Annotated in this window: 12 protein-coding genes; 11 read left to right on the forward strand and 1 reads right to left on the reverse strand. The window is 67.0% G+C overall.

All coding sequences use genetic code 11. The features are described from left to right. Nucleotides 1–59: 59 nt before the first annotated feature. The gene (locus OHN19_RS04360) at nt 60–899 is read right to left on the reverse strand and encodes a TIGR02452 family protein (RefSeq protein WP_330262843.1); all 840 of its coding nucleotides are present in this window, start codon (nt 897–899) and stop codon (nt 60–62) included. 290 nt (nt 900–1,189) lie between these two features. Here OHN19_RS04360 and egtA point away from each other — a divergent pair, with 290 nt between their 5' ends. From egtA to OHN19_RS04415, 11 genes are all read left to right on the forward strand, one after another. Then, on the forward strand, nt 1,190–2,479 hold the full coding sequence (egtA, locus tag OHN19_RS04365; protein ID WP_330262844.1) for an ergothioneine biosynthesis glutamate--cysteine ligase EgtA: 1,290 nt from the start codon (nt 1,190–1,192) through the stop codon (nt 2,477–2,479). After that, a complete protein-coding gene (egtB, locus tag OHN19_RS04370) occupies nt 2,476–3,807 on the forward strand; it encodes an ergothioneine biosynthesis protein EgtB (protein ID WP_330262845.1) in 1,332 nt (443 codons plus the stop codon). Before egtA ends, egtB begins: the two co-directional genes overlap by 4 nt. Further along, the gene (gene egtC / locus OHN19_RS04375) at nt 3,807–4,580 is read left to right on the forward strand and encodes an ergothioneine biosynthesis protein EgtC (protein ID WP_330262846.1); all 774 of its coding nucleotides are present in this window, start codon (nt 3,807–3,809) and stop codon (nt 4,578–4,580) included. The genes egtB and egtC overlap by 1 nt, the downstream gene beginning before the upstream one ends. Beyond that, nucleotides 4,577–4,726, forward strand: a complete 150-nt coding sequence (locus tag OHN19_RS04380; protein ID WP_330262847.1) for a hypothetical protein — start codon at nt 4,577–4,579, stop codon at nt 4,724–4,726. Before egtC ends, OHN19_RS04380 begins: the two co-directional genes overlap by 4 nt. Beyond that, nucleotides 4,723–5,628: an L-histidine N(alpha)-methyltransferase gene (locus tag OHN19_RS04385; RefSeq protein WP_330262848.1), complete on the forward strand. Its 906-nt coding sequence runs from the start codon at nt 4,723–4,725 to the stop codon at nt 5,626–5,628. Before OHN19_RS04380 ends, OHN19_RS04385 begins: the two co-directional genes overlap by 4 nt. Next, a complete protein-coding gene (egtD, locus tag OHN19_RS04390; protein ID WP_330262849.1) occupies nt 5,625–6,605 on the forward strand; it encodes an L-histidine N(alpha)-methyltransferase in 981 nt (326 codons plus the stop codon). The genes OHN19_RS04385 and egtD overlap by 4 nt, the downstream gene beginning before the upstream one ends. A 910-nt stretch (nt 6,606–7,515) precedes the next feature. Continuing rightward, nucleotides 7,516–8,166, forward strand: a complete 651-nt coding sequence (locus OHN19_RS04395) for a hypothetical protein (protein ID WP_330262850.1) — start codon at nt 7,516–7,518, stop codon at nt 8,164–8,166. Between the two features lie 60 nt (nt 8,167–8,226). Then, on the forward strand, nt 8,227–9,702 hold the full coding sequence (locus OHN19_RS04400) for an integrase (RefSeq protein WP_330262851.1): 1,476 nt from the start codon (nt 8,227–8,229) through the stop codon (nt 9,700–9,702). After that, nucleotides 9,699–11,615 carry a hypothetical protein gene (locus OHN19_RS04405; protein ID WP_330262852.1) on the forward strand — a complete coding sequence of 639 codons (1,917 nt, stop codon included), beginning with the start codon at nt 9,699–9,701 and terminating at the stop codon, nt 11,613–11,615. Before OHN19_RS04400 ends, OHN19_RS04405 begins: the two co-directional genes overlap by 4 nt. Continuing rightward, nucleotides 11,612–13,747, forward strand: coding sequence for a hypothetical protein (locus OHN19_RS04410; RefSeq protein ID WP_330262853.1), 2,136 nt, complete (start codon nt 11,612–11,614; stop codon nt 13,745–13,747). Before OHN19_RS04405 ends, OHN19_RS04410 begins: the two co-directional genes overlap by 4 nt. A 16-nt stretch (nt 13,748–13,763) precedes the next feature. Beyond that, entirely contained in the window at nt 13,764–14,126 is a 363-nt protein-coding gene (locus OHN19_RS04415; RefSeq protein ID WP_330262854.1) for a hypothetical protein, read from the forward strand. The last annotated feature ends 9 nt before the right edge of the window (nt 14,127–14,135 follow it).

Consider the following 14,135-nt stretch of genomic DNA (forward strand, 5'->3'; position numbering starts at 1 on the left):
GCCCGGGAACACCCGTACATCAGCCCCGCTGCGGCACGCGGCCCGGGAACACCCGTACGTCAGCCCCGCTGCGGCACGCGGTCCGCGAACGCCCGTGCGAACTCCGCCCGGACCACCTCGCCCCGGGTTCGGTCCAGCACCCCGAACACCACGTGTTCGAAGGCGCCCTCGAACCGTCCGCCGAAGCCGAGCAGTGTCCGGAACGCCCCCGCCACCTGCGCGGGGTCGTTCTGGAAGACCCCGCAGCCCCAGGCGCCCAGCACCAGTCGCCGGTAGCCCTCGGCCACGGCGACCGAGAGCACCCGCTCGGCGCGCACCGCGAGGGCCCGCGGCAGTTCGGCCACCCGATCGGGTGCCGTCCGGCGCACCACTCCGGCGTTGGGTGCGGCCGCCGTGAGGAAGCCGACCAGGTGCGGCGAGTCCAGCAGACGGCCGCGGTCGTCCCGGAACACGGGCACGGCCGGTGAGTGGATGACCCGGTCGGTGTAGAACGGGTCGCGATGGGCACGGTGGTGGTCGTAGAACTCACGGGCCCGGAGCTGGCAGGTGTACAGCGCGGAAGCCCGGCACAGCGCCTCTTCCTGGGCCTGGGCGCCGTTCAGATAGCCACCGCCGGGATTGCGTGCAGAGGCGAAGTTCAGCACGGCCACGCGCTCGCTCAGGCCGTCGCCGAGCCGACGGGCCGCCTCCAGGCTGCTCTCCCCCGTGACCTCGATGAACGTGTCCGCGGGAGCGAAGTCCGGCACCGCCACCGGCCCGGGGCCGACCATCCGCGTCCCCGCCCGCGCCGCCTCGATCTCCGCGGCCAGCACCACCTCGCGCCCGTCCGGCGCCCGATAGCGACCCGCCGCGACGATCTGTTCCGTCTCCTGCGCGATACCGCGCAGCCGCGCGCTCATGGCGCCACCCCCGTAGGCGCCATGACCGCGCGCCGCGCGGTCCCCCTCGTCGTGCTCATGCAGGAATCGTGGGCGATGCCGGGGATGCGGTGCAACAGAGTTTCCCGCGCCCGGCCCAGTGGGAAAACGCCTCGAAAACACCGGGGAAACGGAGATCCACAGCCCCTAATGCGCGGATGTGCCCCCTTGTGCGGAACGGCATCAGGGTCTTGGGTGGGACGAGCGTTGCCGGTCCGACCCAACCTGATCCCCGGACCGGTGGCATGGTGGAATCTCAGGAGGATCCCGACATGTCCGACTCCACAGGCGACTGTACGAAGCCTCGTACATCGCTTCCCGAAGCAGAGCTCGAGGCCCTGGTCCGTGGCATCTGCTTCAAGACCGGCCCGCCCCGCCGCATCGGGGTGGAACTGGAATGGCTCGTCCACGAGCTGCGCGGCCCGCGGCTCCCCGTGACATCCGAACGACTCGCGGCGGCCTACGCCGCACTGCGGACCGTGCCCCTGAAGTCGGCGCTCACCGTCGAACCGGGCGGCCAGCTGGAGCTGAGTTCCCAGCCCGCCGACTCCCTGACGGAGTGCATCGCCACCGTCTCCGCCGACCTCGCCGCCGTCCGGGCGGCCCTCGCCGAGCACGGTCTCGGCCTCGTCGGCCTGGGGCACGACCCCTGGCACCCACCGCGCAGATATCTCCGCGAACCCCGCTACGACGCCATGGAGACCTGCCTCGACCGCACCGGCCCGGCAGGCCGCGCCATGATGTGCACCTCGGCCTCCGTGCAGGTGTGCGTCGACGCCGGGTACGAGGAGCCCGGCCCCCTGGGGCTCGGACGCCGCTGGTGGCTGGCGCACCAGCTGGGCCCCGTCCTGGTGGCCGCCTTCGCGAACTCCCCCCTCGCCCGTTCGGAACCCACCGGCTGGCTCTCCACCCGCCAGCTGCTGTGGACGGAGATCGGGAAGGGCCGGGCGGGCGGCCCCGACCTGGACGCCGCGCCGCGTGAAGCCTGGGCCCGGCACGTCCTGGACGCGCCGGTGATGTGCATACGGCGGGACAGCGGGCCCTGGGACGTCCCGGAGGGGCTCACCTTCCGGGAGTGGGCCAGGTCGGCGGTGCCCCGGCAGCCGACCCGGGAGGATCTCGACTACCACGTCTCGACGCTGTTCCCGCCGGTCAGGCCGCGCGGCCATCTCGAACTGCGCATGATCGACGCGCAGCCCGGTGAGGACGGCTGGATCGTCCCGCTCGCCGTGACGGCCGCGCTCTTCGACGACCCGGAGACCGCCGAGACGGCGTACCGGGTGGTCAAGCCGCTCGCCGAGCGCACCCTGTCCCTGCCCGCGCCGCACAATCCGCTGTGGATCGACGCGGCCCGCCACGGCCTCGCCGATCCCGAACTGCGGGAGGCGGCCGTGGCGTGCTTCTCGGCGGCCCTGGAAGGTCTGCCCCGGCTGGGCGCCACGCCCGAGGTCACGGGCGCCGTCGAAACGTATCTGCACGACTACGTGATCCGGGGCCGCTGCCCCGCCGACGATCTGCTGGACCGGACCCACGGTTCGCTCGGGAAGGAAATCCGCACATGACCGACCCCATCACCGCCCCCTCGGTGGACCCCGAGTCCTTCCGCGAGCGGGCGGTGTCCACCCTGGTCACCGCCCGGGAGCGCACGACGCTCCTCACCAGTTGCGTCGAGGACCCCGACCTGACCGCCCAGCACTCGCCGCTGATGTCGCCGCTCGTGTGGGACCTCGCCCACATCGGCAACCAGGAGGAGCAGTGGCTGCTGCGGACGGTCGGTGGGCAGGAGGCGATACGGCCCGAGATCGACGGCATCTACGACGCCTTCGAGCACCCGCGCTCCGAGCGCCCCACGCTACCCCTGCTGTCGCCCGCGGAGTCCCGGCGGTACGCGGCCGAGGTGCGGGGCCGGGTCCTGGACATCCTGGAGGGCAGCGCGCTGCACGGGACCCGGCTCACCGAGGCCGGTTTCGCCTTCGGGATGATCGCCCAGCACGAACAGCAGCACGACGAGACGATGCTGATCACCCATCAGCTCCGCAAGGGGCCCGCGGCCCTGACCGCCCCGGATCCGGCACCGGCCCCGCTGTTCACCGGCCCGGCCGAAGTCCTGGTCCCCGGGGGCCCGTTCACCATGGGCACCTCCGACGAACCGTGGGCGCTGGACAACGAACGCCCCGCGCACCGGCGTGAGGTGGACGCCTTCTACATCGACACCACGCCGGTGACCAACGCCGAGTACCAGGCGTTCATCGACGACGGCGGCTACGAGAACGAGCGCTGGTGGGCACCGGCGGGCTGGGCCCACATACGCCAACACTCCATCCACGCACCGCTGTTCTGGAGCCGGGACGGCAAGCAGTGGCTGCGCCGGCGTTTCGGCGTCACCGAGGTCGTGCCGCGCGACGAGCCGGTGGTCCACGTGTGCTGGTACGAGGCCGACGCCTACGCCCGCTGGGCCGGACGGCGGCTGCCGACCGAGGCGGAGTGGGAGAAGGCGGCCCGGCACGACCCGGCCGGCAACCGCTCCACGCGCTACCCGTGGGGCGACGCCGACCCCGCGCCGGAACACGCGAACCTGGGGCAGCGCCACCTCCGTCCGGCCCCCGCCGGAAGCTACCCGCAGGGCGAATCACCGCTCGGGGTACGACAGTTGATCGGTGACGTGTGGGAGTGGACGGCGAGCGACTTCGAGCCCTACCCGGGGTTCCAGGCGTTCCCGTACAAGGAGTACTCGGAGGTGTTCTTCGGTCCCGACCACAAGGTGCTGCGCGGCGGTTCGTTCGCCGTGGACGCGGTGGCCTGCCGGGGCACCTTCCGCAACTGGGACTACCCGATCCGGCGGCAGATCTTCTCCGGCTTCCGTACGGCCCGTTCCGCGGAGGCCGTCTGATGTGCCGTCACCTGGCGTACCTGGGACCCGAGGAGCCGCTCGGCCGGCTCCTCGTGGAGCCCCCGCACGGTCTGTACCGGCAGTCCTGGGCACCGCGTCGGCAGCGGTACGGCACCGTCAACGCCGATGGTTTCGGGGTCGGTTGGTATGCCGAGGGCGACCCGGTCCCGGCACGGTACCGGCGGGCCGGGCCCATCTGGGCCGATCTGTCGTTCGCCGATCTCGCACGGGTCGTGAGGAGCCCGGCGATCCTGGCCGCCGTACGGGACGCGACGCTGGCGGGTGCCGACGCCGAGGCCGCGGCGGCGCCGTACGCCTCGGGGCCCTGGCTGTTCAGCCACAACGGCGCGGTCAAGGGCTGGCCGGGCTCCCTGGCCCCCCTCACCGCCTCGCTTCCTCCGGCGGAACTGCTGTCCATGGAGGCCCGCAACGACTCGGCCTTCGTGTGGGCCCTGGTGCTCAATCGGCTGCGTGGCGGCGACGAGGAGGGCCAGGCGCTCGCCGACACGGTCCTGGAGGTCGCCGAGGCAGCCCCCGGCTCCCGGCTCAACCTGCTGCTGACCAACGGCGAGTCCATCGCCGCGACCGCCTGGGGCGACACCCTCTGGTACCTCCAGCGGCCAGGCCTGGGCACGGTCGTGGCCTCCGAGCCGTACGACGACGATCCGCACTGGCAGGAGGTCCCCGACCGCACGCTGCTAGCGGCGAGCCGCACCGACGTCCTGCTGACACCGCTCAAGTCTCTGGAACCACTCGAGGAGCCCCGCACGTGAGTCCGTTCCTTCCGACCCGCACCCTGCCCGAGGACGCCCCTCGTGAACTCTTCGAGCAGATCACCGAGTTGACCGCAGTCGCGGCACCGGCCGTGTCCCGCACAGCACCCACCGGCAGGACGTCGTCCGAGGAGAGGCCATCATGACCAGCACCCGCGCCTACGGCTACACCGACACCCTCGAGGCCGAGCACTACGCCAAGGCGCTGCGCGCCGACATCCGCGGCGGACTGACCGGCACCCCCAAGTCCACCGCGCCCACGTGGTTCTACGACGCCCGGGGCAGCGAACTCTTCGAGGAGATCACCCAGCTTCCGGAATACCCGCTGTGGCGGGCCGAACTGGGGTTGCTCCGCCGTCACGCCAAGGACGTGGCGGCGCGGACCGGAGCCCGCAGCATGGTCGAGCTCGGGTCCGGGAGTTCGACGAAGTCCAAGCTGCTCATCGAGGCGCTCGGCGCGGCCGGGCTGAACTACGTTCCCGTCGACGTCAGCGCGGACGCGCTCCAGGGAGCCAGCGCCCAACTCGTCCAGGACTATCCGGGGATCCGGCTGCACGCTCTCCGCGCCGACTTCACGGCTCCGCTCGTCCTGCCCTCGCTGCCCGAGGACGAGCCGCGGCTCATCGCCTTCCTCGGCAGCACGCTGGGCAACTTCCGGCGCCCTGCCCGGGGCCCCTTCCTCCGGGGGCTCCGGGACATCATGCGCCGGGAGGACTTCCTTCTGATCGGAGCCGACCTGGTCAAGCCGGAGCACGAGATGATCGCCGCCTACGACGACGAGCAGGGTGTCACGGCCGAGCTATGTGGGTCGTTCATCCTGTCCGTTGTCCGCACTCCAAGGCCCACCTGTGTGCCCAAGCCCAGGCAGAGAAACCGGATCAGTAATGGAAGAACTCGGCCTGCTTCCCGGCCTCGTCGGTCATCCCGGGCACCCAACGGCCCGGTGATGGGGAAGGTGCCCGCTGCTGCCGGCGTTGCGCGATCGACAAGGAAACTGCGATCCCGGCACTCCGCCGATGTGGCGTCGACCGAAGAGAGGCACGCATGAACGACAACCGGGCCTATGGCTACACCGACACTCTCGAGGCCGAGCACTACGCCAAGGCACTTCGCTCTGACATCAGCGACGGACTGACCCGCACCCCGAAGTCCACGGCGCCCACGTGGTTCTATGACGCCCGGGGCAGCGAACTCTTCGAGGAAATCACCCAGCTCCCGGAATACCCCTTGTGGCGGGCGGAACTGGGACTGCTCCAACTCCATACCCAGGACATCGCTGTGCGGACCGGAGCACGAAGCCTTGTCGAGCTCGGGTCCGGGAGCTCAACGAAGTCCAAGCTGATCATCGAGGCACTGGGGCCGAGCGGATTGCACTACGTCCCTGTTGACGTCAGTGCAGACGCGCTCCATCAGGCCAGCGCCCAACTCGTCCAGGACTACCCGGGGATCCGCCTGCACGCCCTCCGCGCCGACTTCACGACTTCCCTCGTCCTACCGACGCTGCCCGAGAACGGCCCACGACTCATCGCCTTCCTCGGCAGCACGCTGGGGAATTTCCGGCGACCCGCCCGTGGCCCGTTCCTCCGCGGGCTCCGAGACATCATGCGTCCCGAGGACTTCCTTCTCATCGGCGCTGACCTGGTCAAAACCGAGCAGGAAATGATCGCCGCCTACGATGACGCTCAAGGCGTCACGGCTGAGTTCGACAAACATCTGTTGCATGTCTTGAACCGCGAACTGAACGCCGACTTCGACCCGGATGCCTTCGACCACGTATCGGTGTGGAACGGTACGGAAAGCCACATCGAAATGCGGCTGCACAGCCGAGTCGACCAGCTCGTCAAAATCCGGGACCTTGACCTGGCAGTGAATTTCACTCGCGGAGAAGAATGGATCACCGAGCGGAGCGCGAAATTCACCCAAGCCGGGCTTCAGGAAGAAATGACTGAAGCGGGTCTCTGTACGAACCAGATTTGGGCAGACACCAACGCCGGCTTTGCACTCATTCTCGCCACTGCTAGCTGAACAAGCTGGTGCACGATCCTCGATGAGTCCAGATCGCTGCTCTGCTGACGGGACAGCGGAGCAGCGACGGCTTGAAAGTAACGCGCGCGCTCGACCCCAACTTCAACGGTTACATCGACCGGCGTGATCCTGCCCTTCGTGGCTGATGATCGACGCTTGGCGCATTGCCTCACCTCCTATTGCACACGAATGCGGCAACCCGTTGTTCGAAGTCATTTTCGAACGCGGCGTCAAGGGGTCACCCATATGGGGATTCACGGGACAACGGAGCAGGCCCTCGGATGATCCTTAAATCGGATCCGGTCCTTGCCCGGCCCCTGGTTTACGACGGGGGCTCCTCTGTGCGTAATTTCCGCACGAAAGGTGTTGCCCCATGCCTGCGCTCTCCTCTGACGGCAGTGAACCACCCCAGCCTTCCAGCTTGTCTCCGACGGCGGTTGCCTTCCGGGCCACTGACGGCCGCACGCACACCTTCAGGCTTGCTGAACTACCATGCCCCGCCCTGCACTTGGAGATGGCTATGTGCCTGACCGAGGCACTGAAGTCGGTAGGCGCGCTGCCCACGGCTCAGGCGTGCTTCTCCACCGTACGGCGCTTCCTGGCTTTCCTGGACTCATTGGGCGAACCATTGGATTCGCTGTCGTCCCTGCGCGCACGGCACCTTGGGCAATACGTAACCATCCGGAGGACCATGGCTTCCGCGGGCGCCTGCTACCGAGACATTGCTTCGCTATGCAGGCTCCTGCGGAATGCACCATACGGCAGCCTGTCTCCGGAGGTCGGAACTCTAGTTGCTACCGGGGGCCGCCCTCCCTTCACCCGACCGGGCTCAAGGCTGGCTAGGAACCTCTTGCGGCCAACCCGGGAACAACCCGTTTCTTGCCTCACTCGCCGCGAGTTCGAGCAACTCATGCGCGCGGCCGTGGGTGACGCTGTCGCCGTCCGCGACCGAATTGACCGGGGCGACAGCCTGCTGGCGGCGTACCGGGCCGACCCGCCCAGTTCGGCCGTCACCGACGTGGAGATCGAAAGCCTCGACCTCCACGTCCTCGATCTCTTCGACCGGACCAACAGCCCGGCCAGGAGAGCCGACGTCGCCCGGGGCCTCTTCCTGACCAGGGAAGACTTGGCACCACTGCTTGTACTGGGAACCGGGCTCTCCGGGCTCCGCCCCTCCGAGCTCGTGAATCTTCCCGCCTCACACCAGCATGACGCCGTCCGGGGCACGGTAACCATCAGAGTTCCGGACCGCCGACACGGAGGCCACGCCAACCTTCGATGGGAGCTTCGGGCTTCGGACGATCAGCCCTTGGGCCCGGGGGACCTCTACCTCATGGTGCACCGGCTCACCGAACGCGCACGCCGGGCGTCGGACTCTGACCGGCTGTGGTGCTTGTGGTCCCTCACGGGTCCCGGCACCCTGCCACCGCGTTCGGTAGCCCCGCTGTTGAAGGAGTGGGCCCACCGCCACCGCCTGTCCGACGACGCCGGTCTGCCGCTGGAGCCGACCCTGCTCCAGGTGCGGCGCGCGTACGCTTCGCTGCTGGCCAGCGGCGGCTGATCCCCGGTTTCAGCAGCAGCCCGATCCACCGATCCTTCCCCAACCGCTGCGACAGGCATCATGAGTGACACACGATGGCGGGTCTTTCACACCCGCCGCGGCCTGCCCCGCCCCCAGAGCGGGGACCCGCTCCTCGACACGCTGTGGGACCTGGACGAGTGGCTTGACGATCACGACATTCTGGACCGGCAACCGTACTTGATCAGTCCCAAGGGCCGGTACGACATCCAGCTCAACCACATTTTCGACAGCATGCTCAAGGCCGGGCCAGTCAACACCAGCCAGGCCATGGCCTACGACCTGGTGCTATGGCTCACGTTCTTGTGGGTCAGCCGGGGCCGTCGCGACTGGCGCGAGGCCACCTCGGGGGATCGCGCCGCCTACAAACAGTGGAGGACGGCAGACCCCCGCGGACCGCATGTCGCCTTGACGACGTGGGACCGGGAAGTCGCCGACATCAACACCTTCTACAACTGGGCGGTCTATCACGGCTATACGCGCGCGAACCCGATCGTCCAGCGCGAGAGCCGTATCCGCGATCCTCACCGCCGCGGTGCCGGCACCACCACTCCCGCCGAGGCATCCCGGCAAGGCTCTCTCAACGATGTCGAATGGATGACCGCGGCCATGTACCGTTTGTGGCGGGACATAGGCCTGCGCGGTCTTACCGCATCCGGGCTGCCCAATCCGTCCTTCCGGGGCAGGTTCGCCTCCCGCAACGCCACCTATAGCGACCTCATGATCCGCACAGGACTGAGGCTGTGCGAGCAGACCGCACTCTCGCTGTTCGATATCCCCACGCTGCCGCCCGGAGCCGACAACGCCCGCGCATGGCTGCCTGAGGCGATCGCGAAGGGCGGCTCGGCCCGCTGGGTCTACTACCCTGCCTCGGCCCTTCAGGCGCTGTGGGACTACGCCGAGATGGAACGCCTGGACGCCATCGATTACGCCCGCGACAAGGGGTTGTACGAGCAGGTCCGCGATCCGTTGATCGTCACCGACCGGCGTGACCCCGTCGTCTTCGTCGGCGGAAATCGGATCACCGTGGACAAACTCGACAGCCACGAGCGGCAGCGGTTGTTCATCGTCACTCCCGACGGCTTGGAGCCAGCCGCGCTGTGGCTCAATGAATCGGGCCTGCCCAGTGGAACTTCCTGCTGGCAGGAGGTATTCAGAGCGGGCAACCGACGCTGCCGCCGGGCGGGGGTGGACTTGTCCTCACACCCTCACAAACTGAGGCATTCCTTCGCCGTCATCACCCTTGAGCAGCTCTGGCGAGGACATCTGCATGATCTCGCCGAGTCCAACCCCGGGCACCGCCAGACCTACCAGATGGTCTTCGGCGACCCTCTGAACTGGGTCCGCATCAGACTCGGTCACCGGTCGATCACCACGACGTTGAAGTATCTGCACACCCTCCAGGAACTGGAGATGCAAACCCGCATGGCCCTGGTCCCGGACACTTGGGAACCCGTCGCCGCTGCGGCTGCCCAGCCCGCCTCCGAGATCACGGCAGAATCCGAGGGCGCGGCATGAGCGAGCAGATCTCCCATCAGTCCCGCCTCGCACCCACTGGTCCTGGCCGTAGCTCCGCGATGCCCTCGGGGCCGTACGAATCCGTAGCAGTCAAGCACAGCGAGCAGGGTGCGCTGACAGTGCCGTTCACCGGCGAGGACGGTCGCACAAAGGAGTACGACTTCACTCGGCTGCCATTGCCGCGTATGCACAGGGACCTCGCGATCGCGTTCGCGGCCCGGACCGGGCCGACTGGCACTCTTCGGACCAAGTCCAGCGCCAGCAGCGCCTATCTGGGAATCCGCCGGCTGCTCGTCTTCCTCGAGTCCCTCCACACACGGCCCACTACCCTCGGGGAACTCACGCCCCGACACCTGGAGCGCTATCGCCTCGAGCGCTTGAAGACCGTGAAGGTCGGCCCCGTGGCCATCGAGTTGACCCTCCTGCGCATGGTGCTCGCCTCAGTCACCCCTGACACAGAGTTGTCACCCCAACTCCGCGAGTTCCTGCAGCAACCCGGTCACCAGCGAAACGGTGCCAAAGCCGTCGGCAGGCCCGGCTACTCGGACCGAGAGTTCCGAGCACTGGTCACAGCCGCTCGCAGCGACGTGGTGGGCATCCGGGAACGAATTCGGGTCGGCGAAGACCTCTTGCAGACCTTCCGGAATGCCCCTGAAGACCTCAGCCCCGAGGACCGCACCTTGGCTGCCCATCTCGACGAGATGGACCAAACCGGCCATATCCCCGACGTTACCTGGACCACCCGCCTCACACAGCGAGTACAGCACCGCTTCGCGCGCGTCGCCCTCGCGCGGCATCTATACCTCACCCAGGACGACCTAGCGCCCTTATTGCTGCTGGGAGTCGCGTTGACTGGCCGCAACAGCGAAACGATCAAGGAGCTCCCGTCGCAGCACCGGGTACTTGAAGGGCGCGCGGTAGCTGTCGCCCTCACCAAGCGCCGACGAGGCAAATCGCAGAGTCGCGAGAGCGTGCATTGGGAGATCGGCACCAGCGAGAGTCGCCAGTTGCACACCCCCGGCGGCTTCTACTTGCTGCTGCACGATCTGATGCGCCGCGGCCGCCGTCTCTCGGGCGACACACGGGTGTGGAGTATCTGGGCCGGCATCGCCGGGCGGCCGGCCTATGACCCCGCCGGGCAAAGCAGGCACTCCTCGCTCGGCCACATCGACCCGTATGCCCTCGCTTTGACCCGCGACCTGAAACTGGGCAGATGGGGAGCAGCACATGGGCTGACCGACGACGACGGAAATCCGTTGGAGATCAACCTTAATCGCCTCAAAACAACCGTCGAAGTACGACGGACGCGGGCAGTGGGCGGCCACCTGCCCTCCGCCTCACGCACCAACACCATGGACGTCTCTTTCATCCACTATCTCCAAGGCGACCCCCGGATCCGTGACTGGGCAGACCAGGTACTCACCACAGCCATCAACGAAGCGGAGGCCAACGCTCGGGCATTCCGGCCACGCATCCTGGTGGCCACCAGCGAGGCCGCCCTAAATAGCAGCCCGGAAACCATGGCGGATGATCTCGGCATCAGCCCGGAACTTCTAAGGCGTGTGATCCAAGGCGAACTCGACACCCTGGCGAGTGCTTGCCTGGCCATCCATCGCAGCCCATTCACCGACGCGGACGTCTGCAACGTTTCCTTCCTGACTTGCCTGCGCTGTCCAAACGCACTGATCACCGAACACCACCTGCCAGCCTTGCTTTCCGTCCGCGATCTCTTGCAGACGGCCCGAGACACGCTGCCACTAGACGATTGGGTCGAGGAACATGGCCGAACCTGGCTCGCGCTCGCCCAATTGATTCTTCCCAAATTCAGCGAAGCGCAGCAGGCCAAGGCCGCTACGAAGAAACCCGTCTCCCTTCACCTCAGTTTCCTCAGCGGCCCCCAGGAACCTCGATGACCTCTCTCGCCCTGCGCAAGTCCGACTTCACCGTCATTCCTCCGACAGCGTTCATCCTGCGCTCCCGCCCTCTGCGTGAGCACATTGAACTGGCGACAACCTCACGCTTCAGCGACGACATCTGGACTCTCACGCCGGCCGTACACCAGGTCCACAAGCGCCAAATATCCCTGCATTTCCTCGACGTTCCCATACAGTTCCGTCAGACGGTTAAGGAACTGATCTTCGCCCTGCTGGTCATCGATCTTCCCCCAGGGCACAAGGAAATCCGAGTCATCACTATCTATGCCCGGTTCCTCCAGATCAACCAGTTCCTGGTGTGGGTCGATCAGAGAGGGGGGATGAAGCTGAATTCTCTGACATCACAGGACCTCTTGGACTTCCAAGCGCACATCAAGAGCGAGCGCAATTCCCGCGGCAACGATCTGGTCAAACTTGCCTCGGTACGGCTCTTGTGGCAGTTCCGCAGCAAACTCACGTCCGACACTCTGCCGCTCGACCCACATCCTCTTTGGTTCGACGCCACCGTCCACGGCCGCCGCCAGAGGTCACAGGCCCGCGAGAATCGAACACCGAGGATCCCCGAGCAGGTCCTGGCGCCGCTGATGACGTGGGCGCTGCGCTGGGTGGAGGACTTCGCCGACGACGTTCTGCGGGCCCGGAACGATTGGGCCGAACTGCAGGCCACCGTGCCTGATGTCGATCGAACTCGCGGCGTCACGACGCGACGGCTGACCGCCCTTCTGTCCGAGTACCGCGCGGACAGACGTCCTCTTCCCCGTGCCGGCAGCACGCCGAAACCGATCCAGGGCCGCGCCCCGGTCAACCTCAATCATCTGGCCCGCGAAGCGGGCGTGCACCAGGAAACCATCAGGCACCAGCACATGTACTGGCACCTCATCCAGGAAGCCCTGGACGAGGTAGGACTGGACGACGCCACTTACCTTCGCACGCCTATCCATGCCTCCCTGGACAGCGAACCATGGCTACGGGGCGTCGCCACCGACGAGATCGGGGCGATGCTACGACGGCTGCAGTCCGCCTGCTACATCGTCATTGCGTACTTGTCCGGAATGCGCGACGCCGAGATCAAGCACTTGGAACGGGGTTGCCTGCAACGATGGTGCGACGAGGATGGCGAACCCATCAGGTACAAACTGACCAGCCAGGCCTTCAAGGGAGAGAACACCCCTCTCGGGATCCAAGCGACTTGGGTCGTCACCGCGACGGTGGCCCGAGCCGTCGACGTACTGGAGCGGCTGGTGCCCGAGCCCCAGCGCCTTCTCTTCGCGTCGCCCCCTGTACCGAAGCGCACCAGGGGCAAAGAAGTGGACCAGGACACGACACCCCACCCCAAGCAATCACACACCACGGTCAACGACATCAACGCATTCTCTGCCTGGGTCAATGACTACTGCGCCGAGCGTCGGCGAAGCGATGGAATTCCCACAGTCGACGGGTGCCCATGGAGGTTCACGACTCGTCAGTTCAGGCGGACACTGGCATGGTCCATCGCCCGACAGCCAGGCGGGTCGATCGCAGGCGCCATTCAGTACCGCCACCAGAGCATCCAGATGTTCGAGGGCTACGCCGGCACATCATCCTCCGGATTCCGCCAAGAAGTGGAAGCCGAACAGGCATTCACCCGTAGCGAACAGCTCTGCGATCTCGTCCTCGATGCCGCCCCCGGGCGGCTTACCGGACCCGCAGGCGAGGAAGCCGAAGCAAGACTGAAGGCCATCGCGGGGGATGTGCAGTTTCCCGGAAAGGTGATCGCGGACCGCAAGCGCCTACAGCGCCACATCACACGGCACGACCCACATGTCTACCCCGGAGAATTCGTGACCTGCGTCTACAACCCCGATCGGGCGCTGTGCCGCCGGGCCGAAACCGACGGCCCGTCGCTCCAGCACTGTCAACCCCTCGCATGTCGAAACGTCGCCCTCACCACCAGCAACATCGACGCCCTCCGTCGCTGGCTGCTCCAAATGGAAGAGCACCTAGGCGACCCCACGATGACCCCGTACCTCCGAGGCCGTCTCGCACAACGACGGGACGAAGTCGCACAGTTCCTCGCTGACAACGACATCCCCCAGGGGGACAACGGTGGCACGGCCAACGATCACGGATGAGGAAGTCCGTACCGCAATGCACATCGTCCTGCGCGAGGCAGCCGACGCCAGCCGGCATGCGACCATCACCGCCGTCGAACGACGCCTGGGCATCGCACACCCGACCTTTTACCGCAACTTCCCGCACCTGATCACCTGGTTCAAGCAACAACAGGCCGCCAGCCAACAAACCCCAGAAGAACCAGCCGCCCCTGACAGCAGACCCTCAAGAGACAAGATCGCGGACCTCCGCCTGGAGAACAGGAATCTTCGAGCCACTGTGAAGGTGTACGCAGAAGCTCTGCGGCAACTCACTCTCGATTACGCAGAGTTGGAATCAAAGTTGGAGCACAGAATGGGAGTGATCAACCTAGCCTCTCGACGGGGCGAACACGGCTGACAGGCAGCG

This window comes from Streptomyces griseorubiginosus, assembly GCF_036345115.1.
Classification (GTDB): domain Bacteria; phylum Actinomycetota; class Actinomycetes; order Streptomycetales; family Streptomycetaceae; genus Streptomyces; species Streptomyces griseorubiginosus_C.